Genomic DNA, 17,507 nt, shown 5'->3' with positions numbered 1-17,507 from the left:
GGCCCGGCCCGGGGGGGGGGCCCCGGCCCCCCCCCCCCCCCCCCCACGCCGGACTCCCCTCGGAGCCGGACCCTGTCGTGCCGTCAGCGCCGCAGGGTCAGCAGACCCGGACGGTAGGGCAGGAGGCCGTAGTCGCCACCGGAGCTGGGGCTGCGTCCCTGGTAGAGCAACTGCAGATTGCAGGGATCGACGGTCATGGTCTGATCCGGGCTGGTGCGGATCAGTTCGCCATGGCTGATGTCGTTGGTCCAGGTGGCGCCGCTGTTGGCCTTGCCGGCGAACGGGTTGCTCTCGGTCGCGGCCTGGGGTGTCCATGAGCCGTTCAGGCTGGTGGCCGTGAACGAGCGGAAGTACCGGCCCTGCGAGCCGATCGCCTCGACGATCATGAGGTAGCGGTTCTGGCCCTGCAGCTTGTAGACCTGCGGGGCTTCGAACAGGTTGTTGGTCGTGTCGCTCATGACCACGGTCGAGGCAGAGCCGAAGCTTCCGGGGAAGTTCCCGATCGGCATGGCGGCCCGGTAGATCCTGCCGTTGTCGCCGGCGAAGAACAGGTACATGTTCGTGCCGTCACCGATGAGTGTCTGGTCGATGGGTCCGGTTCCGGAGCCGGAGATGCTTCCGGAGAAGAGCACCTGCTCGGACGACCAGCCGTTCGGATTGGTGGGGTCGCTCGACGTCCGGTAGGAGAAGGCGGTCCCGCCCCACTGGTAGGCGAGGACCCAGATGTTCTTCGGCGCGAAGTAGAACAGCGTGGGTGCGACCGTGGAACCGGACATCGTGTTCTGCCCGGCCGAGGCCATCTCCGACCAGTTGGTGAACAGGCCGAAGTTCATCGAACCCCACCTCGTCCCCGTGTCGTGCGTGGTCGCGTAGACGAGTTGCCTGCCGTTGTACGGGGCGACGGTGAAGTCCTTGAGCGAGACCCACCCCTGCTTGGGCTGCGCCAGCGCGCCCGTGGAGGTCCAGCGGTAGGCCGACGGGAGTTCGCACGAGCCGGGGGTGCCGGCGCCGACCTTGACGAGCTGCCACTGCTGGTTGGCGCCGCCCCAGTCGTCGTACTGGACGACGTTCGCGTTGTCGGCGGTGGAGCCCCCTTGCACTTCGAGGGCCTTGTTGCTGTGGCGCGAGATGATCCGCACGTAGCCGTCCGGGCTGTCGGCCAGCCGCCACTGCTGGTTGGTGGCGTTCAGGTCGGCCCACTGGACGATCGGGCCACCGTTCGCGGTGGACCAGTTGTGGACGTCCAGCACCTTGCCCGAGTGGCGGGACTTGATGCGGTAGTAGCCGTCCCCGGAATCGACGAACTGCCACTGCTGCTGGGCCTGGTCGTTCCTGGTCCACTGGGTGATGCGGGCGCCGTCGTCGGTCGCCAGGTTGTAGACGTCAAGGGCTTTGCCGCTGTTGCGGTTGACCAGTACGTACGAGGCGTTGGGGTCGACGGTCGCGGCCTCGGCGGGCTGGGCACCGAGGAAGGCGGCCACCAGCAGCAGGGGCGCGAGGACGCCGAGTAAGCGTCTCGGACGGATCGGGGACAGGTGGCGAAACCGCATGGAGGGCCTCCTTGGGGGGTGAGGTTCGGGGGGTGAGGTGACGCCGATGTACACGGAGCGGTAGCCACGCCGAGGCAAGGACGGGTTCGAAACTTTCGAAGCTAATCCGATTCTGTGACGGCACAAGCTAGGAAGGCAGGGTGCTCCGGTCAAGGCCTGTTGCCGATCTGCCCGCTAATGATTTCTCCCTCTGGCCTTGGCGCAACTGCGGTATGGCTGGTCGACCCGAGGTTTTGGCCACGCAAGGTGAGTATCGAAAGTTTCGATAGAAGTCCGGCAACTTTCCCTGCCCGAGAGGGTTGACGAGTCACCGTCAAGCCTCAATCATCCTGTCTGGTGAACCGACCGTAGTACGAGATTTCGAACGAATCCCGCGACCGCAGTGTCCGGTGATCCGTCATTCCTGCCTTGGAGGCACAGCAGTGGGCTCCTACGCACTTCCCAGACCCGTCCTCCGACGGAAGATCCGCATCCTGTTACCGACGCTGGTCGCCGGCGCCCTCGGTGTGGTCGGCGCAGTCGTCGCACCGACGACCGCACACGCCGCCGAGAGCACGCTCGGCGCCGCGGCGGCGCAGAGCGGCCGCTACTTCGGCACCGCCATCGCCTCCGGCAGACTGAGCGACTCGACGTACACGTCGATCGCGGGCCGTGAGTTCAACATGGTGACGGCCGAGAACGAGATGAAGATCGACGCCACCGAACCGCAGCGGGGCCAGTTCAACTTCCAAGCCGCCGACCGCGTCTACAACTGGGCGGTGCAGAACGGCAAGCAGGTGCGCGGGCACACCCTGGCCTGGCACTCCCAGCAGCCCGGCTGGATGCAGAGCCTCAGCGGCAGCGCGCTGCGCCAGGCGATGACCGACCACATCAACGGCGTGATGGCCCACTACAAGGGCAAGATCGCCCAGTGGGACGTCGTGAACGAGGCCTTCGCCGACGGCAGTTCGGGAGCCCGGCGCGACTCCAACCTGCAGCGCACCGGCAACGACTGGATCGAGGTCGCCTTCCGCACCGCGCGCGCCGCCGACCCGTCGGCCAAGCTCTGCTACAACGACTACAACGTCGAGAACTGGACCTGGGCCAAGACCCAGGCCATGTACTCCATGGTCCGGGACTTCAAGCAGCGCGGCGTGCCGATCGACTGCGTCGGCTTCCAGTCGCACTTCAACAGCGGCAGCCCCTACAACAGCAACTTCCGCACCACCCTGCAGAGCTTCGCCGCCCTCGGCGTCGACGTGGCCATCACCGAACTCGACATCCAGGGCGCCTCGTCCACGACCTACGCCAACGTGGTCAACGACTGCCTGGCCGTCTCGCGCTGCCTCGGCATCACCGTCTGGGGCGTGCGCGACAGCGACTCCTGGCGGTCGGGGGACACGCCGCTGCTGTTCAACAACGACGGCAGCAAGAAGGCGGCGTACACCGCCGTGCTGAACGCCCTCAACGGCGGCTCCGGCGGCGACCCGGACCCGGAGCCCGGTGACGGCGCCGCGATCAAGGGCGTCGGTTCGGGCCGCTGCCTGGACGTGCCCAACGCCGGCACCACCGACGGCACGCAGGTCCAGCTCTACGACTGCAACGGCCGCACCAACCAGCAGTGGACGCTGACCAGCTCCGGTGAGCTCAGGGTCTACGGCGACAAGTGCCTGGACGCCGCCGGCACCGGCAACGGCTCCAAGGTGCAGATCTACAGCTGCTGGGGTGGCGACAACCAGAAGTGGCGCCTGAACTCCGACGGCACCATCGTCGGCGTCCAGTCGGGCCGCTGCCTCGACGCGGTCGGCGCCGGCACCGCCAACGGGACGCAGATCCAGCTGTACGCCTGCGGCGGCGGGAGCAACCAGCGCTGGACCCGCGCCTGACGAGGCCGGCCACGAAGAGACCGCCGATGCCCGCGAGGGCCGCCGCCGAGCCGGCGGCGGCCCTCGCCGAAGCGCAGGGCGGGGCCCTCTCCTCGCAGTGCACGAGTGCCTCGCCCGGCGCCGCCAGGGTTCCCGGACAGGACGTGGCCGCGTTCCGGCGGACCAAGCCGTCGCTCTCTACCCGCTCGGTCAGGTCGGCGACATCGATCGGGCCCCTGGGTACCCGGACCATTCGTCGGTCAGTCGTCCGTCCGGCGGGCGGTCGCGCCCTGGACGCCGCCACGGGTGTGCACGTACAGCCGGCGCCGGTCGCCGACGTCGACCGGCTGCGGCAGGGGAAGTTCGTAGCGCACCGGCCGGGCGTGGTCGGCCAGTTGGCGGCTGGGGTTGTAGACCTGGTTGAACTTCCACAGCATGCGCGCGAAGTTCGTCTGCCCGTGCAGCAGGTTGCGCCCCAGGATACGAGCGGCGCCGAAGGCGGTGCGCAGGCCCAGGTGCTTGCGGTTGATCACGGCCTGCGTGCGGACCAGTTCCTCGTAGAACCGTGCCAGCGGCAGCGTGGTGGGCACCACGGCGTGCTGGATGTCGAAGAGCCGGTAGTCGCGGGTGGTGAGCCTGCGTGACTCGGTGTGCCAGATCTCCGTGCCGGGGTAGGGCGTCATCACGGTGAAGTGGACGATCTCCGGGACCGAGAGTGCGAACTCCCGCACCACCCGGAAGCGCTCCTCGTCCCAGCCGGGATCGACGATCAGGTTGATGGCGACCTGGATGCCCATGCGGCGGGCCGTTTCCAGGGCGCGGAGGTTCTCGTCAGGGCTGATCCGCTTGCGGAACAGGTCCAGTCCCTCCGCGTCGATGGCCTCCATGCCCAGGAACATGTAGCGCAGGCCCAGCCGTGCCCACCTTTCGAAGACCTCGGGGTGGCGCAGCAGCACGTCGCTGCGTGTCTCCAGGTAGTACTGCTTGCGGATGCCGCGCCGCTCCACCTCGGCGGCGATGGCGTTGCCGTGGTCCGGTTTGATGAAGGCCACGTCGTCGACGATGAACACGTTCGGTTCCCGGATCCGCGCCAGGTCCTCGGCCGCCGCCTCGGGGGAGGCCTTCCGGTAGCTGCGGCCGTAGAACGTCCAGGCGGAGCAGAACGAGCAGTCCCAGGGGCAGCCGCGCGTGAACTCGACGGAGGCGCACGGGTCCAGCTCGCCGATGAAGTAGCGGCGGCGGTTGCGCATCAGGTCGCGGGCGGGGAGCGGCGTGTCGATGCCGTGCATCATCAGCGGCGCGGGTCCGCGTCCGGCGGCGGTGATGATGCCCGGGACGCCGCCCACCCCGCCGTCGCGCACCGCCTCCAGCAGTGGGGTGATCGCCGGCTCGCCCTCGCCCCGGACCACCGCGTCCACCGCCCCGGCCGCCTGCTCCAGTACGTCCTCCGCGACGAAGGAGACGCTGTGTCCGCCGAAGAAGACGAAGCAGCCCGGAACCTCTCGCTTCACCTTCGCGGCCAGGTCGATCGCCTCTGGGATGTTCGCCAGGTAGTTCAGTGAGAAGCCGACGGCCTCGGGCAGGAACGACCGGATCTCGTCGCGCAGCCGTGTCACCGGCAGCACCTGGAGGTCCACGACCCGCACCTCGTGGCCGGCCTCCAGGGCGGCGCCGGCCACCCTTTCCAGGCCGAGGGGCTCCAGCCGCAGGAAGATCTCGGAGTACATCAGGGCGCTGGGATGGACGAGCAGCACACGCATGGGTCACCTCGGGGGGAGCCTGAGGAGAAGCGGGCTCCTGGAAACGAACAGGGAGAGCGAGGAGTGTCCCCAAGGGCCTCCCGCCGGACGGCCGCCGCGTACCGCGCATTGCGCTGCATGGTCGCGTCAGACGCCACGTAGGAGTGGCCCTGGTCTGGTCGGCGTCCGTAAGCCGCGTTGCCCAGAGGATCGGCCATGTCTTTGTCCCGGCCCATGCCGCCACGGCGGACGAGCGGGACGCCGAGGCTCTGGCTCCGTCCCCAGTTGAGCGATGATCCTCCACCCGTGCTGGAACTCCGCCTCGCGGGAGAGCCGGACGTGGACACCGCTGCCGGAGGCCGGAACCCTTCCCGCGTCCGTCGAGCTGATGGGTGGTGTGCGGCGAGGTGCCCGCCGCTGGATCGCGGTGGGCACCTCGGAACGGTGCTTTCGTCTTCCGGCCGGGTGGGTGGGGCGGCTCCGCCCGGTGATCCGCCGGCTCGACCGGGAGGTTCCTACTTCAGGTAGGGGCCTCCCGTCCCGATCTTGCCGGGGCCGTCGAGGACGTAGACGCGGAGGTTGCCCTTTCCGGGCGCCCCGACGGTGAGCCTGCCGTCGGAGACGGTGCGGGTGTCGCCGGTGACCGCGTCCCGGTAGGTGCCGTTGGGGATGCCGGTGTAGGTGGCGCCGTCGGTCACGGCGACCAGCGCGAAGCTGTCGGTGCCGCCGTCGGTGTACCGGCGCTTGAAGGCCATGCCGCCGGAGATGCCCTCCGTGGAGTACTGACCCATTTGGAGGGCCGGGACGGCCCGGCGGATCTGGTTCAGTCGCTGCAGGTGCTTCACCAGCGGTTGGTCCAGGGTGGTGGCGACCTTGCCGCTCGCGGACTCCACCGTGCCGAAGCCGGAGGCCGTGACAGAGCCGGCCAGGTGGTCGCCGTAGTAGGCGCGTCCCGTCGTGGCGAGGGGGCAGGTAGGGCCGCAGTCGATCTTCTTGCCCTTCTGGAACTCGATCTCCGAGCCGTAGTAGAGGGTGGGGATGCCGCGGAAGGTCCACATCAGGGACATGTTCTCGGCCCACGCGTCGGTGCCGCCCGTGTAGCGTTCGTTGCTCTTGTTGGGTCCGTAGTCGTGGCTGTCGACGTAGACGACGTTGTAAGTGGCGTCGTTGACGCTGTCGTCGGAGTCCTTGCCGTTGCCGAAGGCGTTGTACGCGTCACCGAAGTTCATGTGCATGCGCATGTCGATGATGTTCATGCCGGAGAACTTGCTGTGGTCGGGCGCGTGGTAGGTGTTGCCGTCCAGGAAGGCGTTGTTCGAGGTCGGCTGGTTGCTTGTGCCCTGGCCGTTCTCGTAGTCGTACTGTTCGAGTGCCGCCTTGCCGTCGTCGGCGCTGTACTCCTTGCGCTCCTTCCAGGTGTAGAACTGCGCCGAGTGGTTGACCGAGCCCCGGTTCCACTTGTCGTTGACGAAGGCGGCGACCTCGCCGAAGACGAAGAAGTTCTTCGCGGCCTCGGCCCCGAACTTCTGGGTGACGCGCTCATGGATGGCCGGCAGGAAGCGGCGGTTCCAGGTGACGCGGGGGATGTGGACGGCCGTGTCGACGCGGAAGCCGTCGACACCCATGTCGATGTACTTGTTGTAGGCGCCGATCAGGTAGTTCTGCACGGGTGCCGACTCGGTGTTGAAGTCGGCGAGGTCGTCGTGCAGCCAGCAGGAGCGGGAGTCCTCGCCCTCCCAGTTGCCGATCCAGCAGTTGTGGTAGTACGCCTTGGGGAACATGCCCGATGTGGGGTTCGGCCACTGGCAGTTGTAGATCGTGTAACCCTCGGGGCTCTTGGTCCCGGTGGGTTTGCCCCAGTTCAGGCAGGTGTTGCCGGTCGGTTCGGCGGTCGACCAGAGGTCGCCGTTGTAGTACGACTTGCCGGACTTGGTCTCGACGGTCAGACCGTCGTACTCGAAGCCCGCGTTCTTCTCGTCGTAGAGCCAGCTCCACTGGTTGTCCCGCACGCCGTACACGGTCGGCGTGAACAGGCCCTTGGCGCCCCAGCGGGAGCTGTGGTTGTAGACGACGTCCTGGTAGATCTTCATGCCCTTGGCGTGGGCCGCGTTGATCAGGTCCTGGTAGGTCGCGCCGGCCGACTCCAGGCGGGCGTCGACCCTGTAGAAGTCGTAGCCGTGGTAGCCGTGGTAGTCGTAGTCGGAGCGGTTGAGGACGACCGGCGTGATCCAGACCGCGGAGAAGCCGAGGGCCTTGATGTAGTCGAGCCGCTCGACCAGGCCCTTGAAGTCACCGCGGAACATGGGGTCGTTGTTCGCCGCGTTGCCGGACTTGACGTGCTGGTTGCCACCGCGGTTGTTGGAGCTGTCGCCGTCGTTGAAGCGGGCGGTCATGACGAAGTAGATCGGGTCCTTGCGCGGGTCCGTGCCCAGCGGTGCGCCCGTGGGAGGCGCCGGCGGCTTCTTCCCGGTGGTGGCCGAAGCCGGGGCGGAGGCGGCCGAGGCGTTGCCGGCCGCGTCCACGGCCTTGACCGTGTAGGTGTAGGTGGTGTTCTCCTCCAGGCCGGTGTCCGAGTGCACGGTGGAGGTCACGTCGGTGACCGTGGTGCCCTTGGTGCCGCCGGTCCGGGTGACCTGGTACTTGGTCACGCCGGTGTCGTCGGTGGCGGCGTTCCAGGACAGGACCACGGAGGTGTCGGTCGCGCTCGCCCGGACGCCGGCCGGGACGGTGGGCGCCTCGGTGTCGGGTTCCCCGGCGGCGCACGGGTCCTCCGCGTTCGTGGTGACGGTGTTGTTCTTCACCGTGCTGGTCCCGGAGGCCAGGGTGTAGTCCGAGCCGTTGTTGTTGTCCCAGACCCCGTTGCCGTTGTTGAAGGCAGTCTTGAGCGAGGTCGCGGAGCCCAGGCCGACCGTCCGCTTCCACCAGCCGGCGCAGGCGGCCTCCATGCCCACGCCGGGCACGGCGCTCCAGGAGCCGCCGGCGGGCTGGTAGTGCAGGTTGGCGGTGGTCCAGCCGAGGGTCTGGGTCGAGTAGTAGACGGTCGCCTCGTTGCCGGGTCCTCCGGTCCCGGCGCAGGGGTCGCTGTGCGCCACCACGCCGTCCTTGACCGTGATGTTCCCGGTGCCCAGGGCGTAGTCCTGGCCGCCGTTGTTGTCCCAGACACTCTTGCCGTTGTTGAAGGTGGCCTTCAGCCCTGCGGCGGATCCCAGGTCGACGGTGAGCTTCACCCAGTCCGTGCAGGCGGCTTCCATGCGCGTGCCGGGGGCGGTCGTCCAGCTTCCGCCGTCGGGGGCGTAGTGGAGATAGTGGTCCGTCCAGTTCTTCGTCTTCGTGTAGTAGAAGACGGTGGCCGAGGCGGCGGTCGGGGAGGCCGGCGCTGCGGCGGCCTCGGACGTGGTGGGAGTGGTCAGGGGCAGGACGAGGATGCCTGCGGCGAGAACTCCTGCCGCCCAGGGGCGGGCGAGGGAGCGGCGGCGTCTCATGCGCGTCTCCAGGATGCGGTGGGGAGGGCCGGTTGTCGTGCGGACGCCCCGGAGACCCTGACGCGCCTCGAGGCCTCCTGCGCCCGTGCCTGTGATGCGCCGCATCTCGGAAACTTGCAGCAACACCTTGCAGCCACCCGGAGGTTACTCGTACATGACAGACCCGTAAAGGGTGTCCGCACCGCCCTGCCCCCGACCACGAGCGGGGAAGGCCACCGGGGCTCAGCGTGCCGCCGTGAACGCCGGGGCCAGGTACCGGGCGCCCTCCCGCACGCCCCGGACGGTGATCGCCCCGGTGGCCGGCAGCCGAGCCAGACGGGAGCCGGTCAGGCACGCGTTCTCCGGTCGGGAGGCGTACCGTGTGGCCGCCCGCGGCACCGGCACGACCAGGTGCGCGGGCGCCCCCAGCGTCTCGGCGACGACCGCGGCCCAGGCGGCACGGCTCACGCGGTCCGGCCCACCCAGATGGAGGACCGGCGGGAGGGGCGCGTCGGCGCCCAGCAGGGCCGCCGTCACCTCCGCGACGTCGTCCACCAGCACCGGGGTCGTCCACTGGTCCCGTGGCACCCTGACCTGCTCGCCGCGCCGCAGCCGGTGCGCGCACGCGGCGAAGAAGTTGAGCCATTTGCCCGCGTCCGCGCGCTCGTGCCCGTAGACGAGGCTGACCCGCAGCACCACCGCGTCCGCCGCCGCGCGAAGCACCATCCGTTCCGCCCGCAGCTTCGCACGGCCGTAGGCATTGGCCGGGGAGACCGGGGCGTCCTCGGGGTTGTCGGGCCGGGACCCGTCGAAGACGTTGTCGGTGGAGATCATCAGCAGCCTCGCGTCCCCGGCCAGCGCGGCGAAGTGGGCGGCAGCTGCGGTGTGCGCCGCGACGGCCGGGTCCGGGTGCTCCTCGCACCACGTGACGTCGGACGGGCCGTGCACGAGGACGATGCTCCGCGGGTTCAGCCGGGCCACGAGCCGGCCGCACGCCGCGGAATCGGTGGCGTCCAGGGCCTGCCACCGGATCCCCGGGAGGTCCGGGAGGCGCTCGGGGCGGCGGCGCGAGGTGACGGTGACCGGCTCACCGGCCGCCGCCAGCCGTCGCGCGATGCCCGTGCCGACGAAACCGCTGCCCACGACGAGGGTGCCCACGGCGCTCATCGGGCACCCGCCGGGGACGGCCGGGACATCCGGTCGGCCAGCAGTCTGCCGGCACCGATCAGGCCGTGGTCGTCGTCCGGTTCACCGAGGGACACCATGGCGTCGACCGCGTCCGCGTCCAGGCCGAAGCACCCAAGTCTCACCAACTCGCCCACCAGCAGCTCCCGGTAGCGTTCGCCGACCGCCAGGGCGAAGCCGCCCATCACGATGTACCGGCACACCCCCACGGAGGTGAAGACGGCACCGATCGCCTGCGCGAGATGCGTGAGGGTGCCGCGCAGCACCCGCGTCGTGAACGCGTCGCCCTCCCGCACCGCGGCCGCGACGGACGGGTTGTCGATGCCGGGCACGCGGCCGCCGCAGCGCGCGGCCAGCCGGGACCGGGCGAAGCCGGCCGGGTCGGCGTCCGCCGCACGGCGGACCGCGGCGAGCACCCCCCGCCCGGAGGCGACGGCACCGAGATGGCCGCGAGCACCGCAGTCGCACAGCGGCGCCCCCGGGGACGGATCACACACCCAGTGCCCGAGTTCGCCCCCGTGTCCGTCCGCGTCCAGCAGCACCTCCCCGCCTCGGAAGACCTTGTTGCCGATGCCGGAACTGACGGTGATCAGACAGAACGGCTCCGTCTCGGTCGCCGCGTAGCGCCAGGCCGCGGCGGTCAGGTCGTTGACCACCACGACCGGCACGCCGGTCCGTTCCGTCAGGAGCTGCCCCAGCGGCAGCGGGTCACCGCGCCGCCCCCACACCGTGGGAGCGGCCAGCACCAGACCGCCGGCGGAGATCGGCCCGGCGAAGGCCACGCCGACGGCGCGCGGCGCCGTTGCCGCGGCGTGCCGGCCGACCTCGTGGACGATCTGGTCCACGACGCGGCGCTGCAGACCGGCCACCGGGTCCCCCGGATGACGGGCCATGCCCTCGACCGGCACCCGGCGCACGCGGGAGACGGCCGCCGTCACCGGGTCGTAGCTCCCGGTCCGCAGCGTCGTGCCTCCCACGTCGAGCACGGTGAAGACGTCGTGGGGCCGCCAGGGGTCCGCGCGGTGCGCCGGACCGGCGGCGAGAGGGTCAGACCACGGGATGGTCACGGAGCTCCTCCTCGAAGACCAGAAGCCACAGATCGGCGGCCGAGTCGTTGACGAGGCCGTGCTCGCCGTACGGCCGGTTGACGACGACGTCCCCGGCACCGACGCGGAACTCGGTGCCGTCCCGGTACATCAACCCGCTGCCGCTGAGCACGACGTACGTCTCACGGTCCCGGGCGTGCCGGTGGCGCCCTATGGACGTGCCGGGCGGCAGCACGGCGATGTCGACGAACTCCGCTCCCACGCCGCCCTCGGCGCGGGCGAACAGGCGGTGCGCGAGAATCGTGCCCAGCCCGCCGTGGTCGTGCTCCTTGCCGCGCAGGAGCGTGTCGAGGTTCACCACGTCGCGGGCGGTCACTCCGTGCCCCCGTCGCTCGCCAGCGCGTCCAGGGCGGCCCGCAGCACGTCGGCGGGCAGGTCCTCCAGCCGCTCCACGAAGTCCGCCTTGCCGACGCCGGTCGGCACGACGAGGTTCAGTCTGCGCCCCCGCCGCTGCCAGGAGGCGTGCAGGGCCTGCGTCATCAGCTCCGGTGTGCAGGTGGCCGGGTCGAACACGGGGAGGCCGATGCGGCGCAGCAGCGTCACCAGGCGCGCGCAGCTCTCCGCGTCGAGGAGCCCCAGCAGCCGGGCCACATGCGCCGTCAGGGCCATGTCGACGGCGACCGCCTCGCCGTGTTCCAGGCGGTGGCCGCCGGCCGTCTCGATCACCGGGCTGAAGGTGTGCCCGAAGTCGACGAGCCGGGCGAGGTCGTGCTCGCGGAGGTTGGGGCAGAGCTCCTCCATCATCAGCCGCATCGAGGTGCGCAGCACGTACGTCTCCAGCGCACCGTCGGAGGAACGCTGGAAGGCGTCGGGGTGCTTCTCCAGCGCCCGGAAGAGGTCGGAGTCGAGGATCACGGCCATCTTCACGATCTCCGCGAGGCCGCAGCGGATCTCCCGGGCCGGAAGTGTGGCCAGCAGGGCGGGATCGTTGAGCGAGGCGTGCGCGGGGTGGTAGGCGCCGAACATGTTCTTGGAATCCAGGGCGTTGACGCCGGTCTTCACCCCGACGCCCACGTCCACCTGCCCCACCAGGGTGGTGTTGACCTTGATGTAGCGGATGCCGCGGGCGTACATCGAGGCCGCGAAGCCCACGACGTCCGCGACGATCCCGCCGCCCACGGCGAGCATCACCCCGTGCCGGTCGAGGCCGGACGCCTTGGCGAGGGCGCACACCCGCTCCACCGACGCGAGGGTCTTGTTCCGTTCACCGCTGTCGATGGTGTGGACGCTCCAGCTGCCCGGCTCCAGCCGGGCGCCGAGGTAGGCGCGCAGCCGGTCGCCGTAGAGACGGTCCACCGTGGGGCCGACGAAGGCCACCACGCGCCGTCCCGCCACATGGCCCGCGAGGAGTGGGTTGCGGGGGTCGAACACTCCGTCGGTGACGTCCACGCGGTAGCGCGTGCCGTCCGGCGCCAGCAGGTCGAAGCCTTCGGAGTCCTCACGGACTCCCTCGAGCCGATCAAGGGCCTGGCCTGACATCTCTCTCCTCGGTCTTCGTTCCGTGCGGTTCGCCGCCGTCGGCGAACACGCGGGCGACGGCCTGTACATGGGGATGGCCGGGCAGGTCCTCCAAGGGCACCGGCCGGCCGTGCCCGTCCGCCACCGGCAGCCTCCAGTTGGGGTGCACGTCGGCGGTACCGGGCAGGTTCTGGGGTCTGCGGTCGCCGGTGGCGTCCGGCAGCCAGACCCCGAGCAGGGTGGACGGGGTGCGGGTCAGGAAACGGTGCAGGGCGACCAGCTCGCCGTCGGCGTCGGGCAGCAGGCCCTGCCGGCGCAGTTCCGCCAGCCAGCCGTCCCGTTCGGTCGCCGCCTGCGCCCTCTCCTCCGGTTCCGGGCGGGTCAGCAGTCCCAGCCGGGCCCGCAGGTCGACGTGTTCGCCGCTCAGCCACGCGGCGGTCGTCGGCAGGTCGTGGGTGGTCAGCGTGGCCAGGCAGTTCCGGCGCCACTGCCGCGGCGGCAGCGGACCGTGCCGTCCCTCGGAACCGCCCAGGTACTCGAAGCGCTGCACCGACGTGCCGAGCACGCCGCGCGCGGCCAGCTCCTCGCGGACGCCGCGCTCCACCGTGCCGAGGTCCTCGCCGATCACCGCCACCCCGGCCCGGTGGGCCTCCAGGAGCAGCACGCCGAGCATGGCCTCCGCGTCGTAGCGGACGTAGGTGCCCTCGGACGGGGGCCGGCCCTCGGGCACCCACCACAGCCGGAACAACCCCATGACGTGGTCGACCCGCAGGGCCCCCGCGTGCCGCATGCCGGCGCGCAGCAGCCCGGCCAGCGGCCGGTACCCCTCGGCGGCCAGCGCGTCCGGCCTCCAGGGCGGCTGGCCCCAGTCCTGACCGAGCGGATTGAAGTCGTCCGGCGGTGCCCCGACGCTCATCCCGCCGGCCAGGCAGTGCCGCAGCGCCCAGGCGTCGGCCCCCTCGGGGGCGACGCCCACCGCCAGGTCGTGCACCAGGCCGATGTCCATGCCCGCGTCTTTCGCCGCGCGCTGCGCGGCGGCGAGCTGCTCGTCGGTGATCCACGCCAGCCAGCGGTGGAACGCGACGGCTTCCGCCAGTTCCTCGCGCGCCTCGGCCACCCGCGGCGACCGCGGGTCGCGCAGCCCCTCGGGCCACGACCGCCAGGCGCCGCCGTGCACCTCGGCCAGCGCGGACCAGGTGGCGAAGTCCGTCAGGTCCCCGCCCTCGCGGGCGGTGAACGCCTCCAGAGCCGCACGGCGGCCGGGCGGGGCCGGCACCCGGTACACATGGCGCAGCGCCTCGAACTTGAGCGCACGCACCGCCTCCCGGTCGATCAGCGTCCCGCCGTTCAGCACGCGCTCGTTGAGGGCCCGCGCCCGGGCGGCGCAGGAGTCCACCGCGCGACGGGCCTCCCGGTCGAGGTACCGGTACTCCGGCACCTCCTCCACCCGGACGTGCATCGGGTCAGCGAACCGCCGCGAACTCGGCCGGTACGGCGACGGGTCGGGCAGTGGGCCCGGTTCCACCGCGTGCAGCGGCCCCAGTTGGACGAAGCCGGCGCCCAGCGCGCGGCCGGACCAGGAGGCCAGCTCCGCGAGGTCGGCCAGGTCGCCCATGCCCCAGGACCTGCGGGAGAGCACCGAGTACAGCTGGACCAGGAAGCCCCAGCCGCGCCGCTCGGGCACGGGGATACGCTCGGGCACCGACAGCAGCGGAGCGGACGCCCGCCGCCGGCCCGCGACGGCCCGCAGGACGTGCGCGCCCGGCGGCAGCGGGTCCCCGGGGCCGCTCTCGCCACCGCCCTCCAGGACGACGCGGGCCTCGGCGCCGGGCGGCAGCCGCAGCCTCGCGGCCGATCCGGCACGGACGACCACGCAGCGCGGAAGCAGCCTGTCGGCGTCCGCCGCCCACCGGGCGGCCAGGGCCCGCCGGGTGGCGTCCGGGGTGCTCGCGTCCACGCCGCACGCGGCCAGGACCGCGACCAGGGTGTCCGCGGCCACGGTGACGCGGCCACCGCGGTCGGTGACGTACTCGGTGCTCACGCCGTGCGCGCGGGCCAGGTCCCGCAGGGACGCGCCGGGCGCGGTGGGGCGGGTCACGGACGTCCCCCTTCCGGCGCGAAGAGGCGTTCGAGGACGACGGCGACCCCGTCCTCGTCGTTGCCCGGGGCGACCTCGTCGGCCATGGCCCGCAGGTCGTGGTGGGCATTGGCGACCGCCACGCCGTGAGCGGCCCAGGCCAGCAGCGGGATGTCGTTGGGCATGTCGCCGAAGGCGACGGTGTCGGCGCCGGTGAAGCCCAGCAGTTCGGCGGCCCGGGCCACACCGGTGCCCTTGTCGGTGCCCGCGGGCAGGACCTCCACCATGCCCTTGACCGAGTGCACGACGGTCACCTCACCGCCCGTCAGCCGTTGCGCGACGGCGGCCAGCCGGTCCTCGTCGACGTGCGGGTGGTGCAGGATCAGCTTGTCGATGGGCGCCGCCCACAGCCGGCCCGGGTCGGTCGTCACGTCCCAGCCGTGACGGACCCGCTCCCCGAAGCCGGGGGTCACCTTGAACCGGCTCTCCGGCGGCGAGGTGACGACGCCGAGCTCGACCCGGCCCAGCTCGGCCTCGACCTTCGCGACGACGCCGCGGGCGAGATCACGGTCCAGGGACACCGAGGACAGCAGGCGGTCCGCACCGGCGTCGTACAGCTGCGCGCCCTGGCCGCAGACGGCCAGACCCCGGTAGCCGAGGGCGTTCAGGAGCTGCCTGCAGGCCACCGCGGGGCGTCCGGTGACCACCAGGTGGTGGGCGCCGGACGAGGCGACCCGTTCCAGCGCCCGGCGGGTGCGCGCCGACACGGTCAGGTCGCTGCGCAGCAGCGTGCCGTCGAGATCGGTCGCCACCAGCCGGAACGCGGGGGCGCGGGTCGGCACGGTGTCCCAGACCACCCGGCCGGAGCGCAGGGTCACCATGGCGACGGCGTGTCCTCCGACGGGCGGCCCGTCCAGTGTCGCCGTGAACACGCCGTCGCCGCCGGCGAGCGGCCGCAGCAGGGCACCGCCGGGGGCGGGATCCGGCTCGTCGGAGGCGAGGGCCTCGGTGACCGACTCCAGCGGAGGACGCGGCGCCGACGGCATTGTGCGAACCGGCTCCGGGCGCGGCGTGGCCGCCGCGGGCGCCTCGACCACCAGCTCGACCCGTTCCGCCTCGGCGTGCGCGTACCGCACGCGCCACGTGCCGTCCGGAGCCGCGGCGAGCCGGAAGCGGTCCGCCTGCCGGGCCCACAGGTCCGGCAGGCCCGCCCGCCGGGCCAGTTCGGCACAGCGGGCGAAGTCCCCCCGGCGGTCGGCCGAGGCGAACAACCGCTCCCAGTCGTCCGCTCCGAGGTCGTCGACGCCGCACCCGAGAGCGCGGGTGAGGGCGGTGGCGTCACCGCGTTCCGTCGCCGCCCGCGTGATCAGCTCACGATGCTCGGCATGGGCGGCGGACGGCAGCGCCTCCAGCCAGCCCCGCTCGACCAGTTCGCCGGCCGGCGGCCGTGCGCGCTCGCCGCGCAGCAGACGCTCGTAGGCGGCCAGGCGCAGGTCCGCGCTGCGGGCCCAGGTGAACGAGCGGCCCAGGCGCCGGGCGTTGCCCGAGAGCCGGGCGTAGGTGTCGGGTGCCGTGCGGAAGACCGTCACGGCCTCGCGTATTCGCTCGGCCAGGGCCCGGGCCAGCCCCGGGTCGTCGTCGCGGAAGGAACCCGGCACGGAGAACCCCGTCGCGTCCGGGTCGTCGAGGGGCCGCCCGTGCCCGAAGTGGGAGGTCACCCGCTGGGCGGTGGCGATCGGTACCGCCCCGCAGGCCATCGCCTCGGCCTGGGCGATGAGGAAGCCGTCCAGTTCGAACTTGGACGGATACACGCAGAAGTCGGCGCTCGCCGCCTGCTCGAACAACGTGTCCTCGTCGGCGAGCCGCCATTCCAGGTGGAGTTGTCCCGGAAAGCGGTCGGCGAGCCGCTGGAACGCGGCGTTCGCGACCGCCGCCGGCACGTCACCGCCGCCCCCGGTCGAGCAGCGGATCACGAAACCCACCTCCGGATCTGCGGCCAGCACCTCCTCCACGGCCCGCATCAGCTCCAGCTGGCCCTTGTGGTGCACCGCGTAGCGGGCGGCGTGGTAGAAGACCGGACCGGTGCCCGTCAGGCCGAGCGACCGGCGCACCGCGGCCCGGTCCACGGCCTGCGGATCGCGCGCCAGCCAGCTGTCCGCGATGCCGCAGCCGCCGGCCAGCAGCCGGTCCGGCCGTTCCCGCAGCCGCCGCGCCACGGGCAACGACTGGAACAGGGCTTCGAGCGGCGTGTCCTGCCAGGTGACGTAGTGGTCGCGTTGACCGGGGGACACGAAGTCGACCAGATCCGCGCGGTCGGCGATCAGCGGGAACACACCGACGTGGTCCGGCCCGTACTCGGCGTGCATACGGGTGCCGGCCAGTGCCCGGGCCATGACGGCCAGGGGGGAGTCCTCGGCGGGAGGTGGCCCGTCCAGCGCGTCGAGGTCCGGTCCGCGGACCCCGAAGAGCTCCAGCAGCCGTTCCACCTGCGGCCGGTACACCTTCTGCGTGACGGGGGCGTTCGCGGCGACCGTGCTCACCGTCCGGTACCGGTCGTCGCCGGCGAGGACCGCGGGCAGCAGGTAGTGGTAGTAGGGCTCGAAGCCGTGCACGACCGTCGGGCCGTCCGCCAGGTGGCGCTGGACGAAGCGCAGACCGCCGACCTGGAAGACCAGCGGCTTGAGGTATGCCAGGTCCCGGCCCTCGGAGGCCGGAGGCGGATAGAGCCGGTCCGGCAGCAGGTCCAGGAAGGCGTCGGACAGCAGGTAGACGTCCACGCCGTCCAGGCGTAACAGGTGGGCGCGGGTGTCGAGGGCGAGACCGGTCTCGGCGGGCCGGCCGGGCCACGTCTTGGGGTCGAGCACGAGCGGCACCGTGTGCTCGTCGCGGTAGTCGAGCTCCCGTACGTCGAACCGCTCCCGCAGGGCCCGGAGGTGACCGTGCGCGGGCGTGACCAGCGAGACGCGGTGGCCGCGTGCGGCGTACTCGCGGGACAGGTTCCACACGAGCGGGGACAGCCCGCCGCGCATCAGCCGGTTGTCGAAGCCGCCGCACTCGAAGGAGAAGGTGACGATGTGCACGCGCGGG

Annotated in this window: 10 protein-coding genes; 1 reads left to right on the top strand and 9 read right to left on the bottom strand. The window is 71.6% G+C overall.

Annotation, left to right across the window (positions count from 1 at the left end):
• Positions 1 to 83: 83 nt before the first annotated feature.
• Positions 84 to 1,550: a non-reducing end alpha-L-arabinofuranosidase family hydrolase gene (locus ACFWJB_RS32395; protein ID WP_385471553.1), complete on the bottom strand. Its 1,467-nt coding sequence runs from the start codon at positions 1,548 to 1,550 to the stop codon at positions 84 to 86.
• Between the two features lie 422 nt (positions 1,551 to 1,972).
• Between ACFWJB_RS32395 and ACFWJB_RS32390 the strand changes: the two genes are divergently transcribed.
• A complete protein-coding gene (locus tag ACFWJB_RS32390; protein ID WP_385471555.1) occupies positions 1,973 to 3,415 on the top strand; it encodes an endo-1,4-beta-xylanase in 1,443 nt (480 codons plus the stop codon).
• Positions 3,416 to 3,654: 239 nt separating this feature from the next.
• Here ACFWJB_RS32390 and hpnR read toward each other — a convergent pair whose 3' ends face one another.
• From hpnR to ACFWJB_RS32350, 8 genes are all read right to left on the bottom strand, one after another.
• On the bottom strand, positions 3,655 to 5,154 hold the full coding sequence (gene hpnR / locus ACFWJB_RS32385) for a hopanoid C-3 methylase HpnR (RefSeq protein ID WP_385464270.1): 1,500 nt from the start codon (positions 5,152 to 5,154) through the stop codon (positions 3,655 to 3,657).
• A gap of 494 nt (positions 5,155 to 5,648) precedes the next feature.
• Positions 5,649 to 8,615 (bottom strand): carbohydrate binding domain-containing protein, encoded by a 2,967-nt coding sequence (locus ACFWJB_RS32380; protein ID WP_385464267.1) that lies wholly within the window; start codon positions 8,613 to 8,615, stop codon positions 5,649 to 5,651.
• Positions 8,616 to 8,837: 222 nt separating this feature from the next.
• On the bottom strand, positions 8,838 to 9,761 hold the full coding sequence (locus ACFWJB_RS32375; protein ID WP_386926695.1) for an SDR family oxidoreductase: 924 nt from the start codon (positions 9,759 to 9,761) through the stop codon (positions 8,838 to 8,840).
• Positions 9,758 to 10,846 carry an ROK family protein gene (locus tag ACFWJB_RS32370; RefSeq protein ID WP_385464261.1) on the bottom strand — a complete coding sequence of 363 codons (1,089 nt, stop codon included), beginning with the start codon at positions 10,844 to 10,846 and terminating at the stop codon, positions 9,758 to 9,760. The genes ACFWJB_RS32375 and ACFWJB_RS32370 overlap by 4 nt, the downstream gene beginning before the upstream one ends.
• On the bottom strand, positions 10,827 to 11,201 hold the full coding sequence (locus ACFWJB_RS32365; protein WP_386926692.1) for a cupin domain-containing protein: 375 nt from the start codon (positions 11,199 to 11,201) through the stop codon (positions 10,827 to 10,829). The genes ACFWJB_RS32370 and ACFWJB_RS32365 overlap by 20 nt, the downstream gene beginning before the upstream one ends.
• Positions 11,198 to 12,364: a sedoheptulose 7-phosphate cyclase gene (locus tag ACFWJB_RS32360; protein ID WP_386926690.1), complete on the bottom strand. Its 1,167-nt coding sequence runs from the start codon at positions 12,362 to 12,364 to the stop codon at positions 11,198 to 11,200. Before ACFWJB_RS32360 ends, ACFWJB_RS32365 begins: the two co-directional genes overlap by 4 nt.
• Entirely contained in the window at positions 12,345 to 14,441 is a 2,097-nt protein-coding gene (gene malQ / locus ACFWJB_RS32355; RefSeq protein WP_386926688.1) for a 4-alpha-glucanotransferase, read from the bottom strand. The genes ACFWJB_RS32360 and malQ overlap by 20 nt, the downstream gene beginning before the upstream one ends.
• Positions 14,438 to 17,500 carry an HAD hydrolase family protein gene (locus ACFWJB_RS32350; RefSeq protein ID WP_386926686.1) on the bottom strand — a complete coding sequence of 1,021 codons (3,063 nt, stop codon included), beginning with the start codon at positions 17,498 to 17,500 and terminating at the stop codon, positions 14,438 to 14,440. The genes malQ and ACFWJB_RS32350 overlap by 4 nt, the downstream gene beginning before the upstream one ends.
• Positions 17,501 to 17,507: the final 7 nt, after the last annotated feature.

This window comes from Streptomyces sp. NPDC127100, from assembly GCF_042724095.1.
Lineage (GTDB): Bacteria > Actinomycetota > Actinomycetes > Streptomycetales > Streptomycetaceae > Streptomyces.
The sequence above is the reverse complement of the archived record's forward strand: the minus strand, read 5'-3'. Positions and strand labels throughout refer to the sequence as shown.

Excerpts from the sequence above, each read along its gene's own strand:
- ACFWJB_RS32395 (WP_385471553.1), bottom strand. The coding sequence starts at position 1,550 with ATGCGGTTTCGCCACCTGTCCCCGATCCGTCCGAGACGCTTACTCGGC.
- hpnR (WP_385464270.1), bottom strand. The coding sequence starts at position 5,154 with ATGCGTGTGCTGCTCGTCCATCCCAGCGCCCTGATGTACTCCGAGATC.
- ACFWJB_RS32380 (WP_385464267.1), bottom strand. The coding sequence starts at position 8,615 with ATGAGACGCCGCCGCTCCCTCGCCCGCCCCTGGGCGGCAGGAGTTCTC.
- ACFWJB_RS32375 (WP_386926695.1), bottom strand. The coding sequence starts at position 9,761 with ATGAGCGCCGTGGGCACCCTCGTCGTGGGCAGCGGTTTCGTCGGCACG.
- ACFWJB_RS32360 (WP_386926690.1), bottom strand. The coding sequence starts at position 12,364 with ATGTCAGGCCAGGCCCTTGATCGGCTCGAGGGAGTCCGTGAGGACTCC.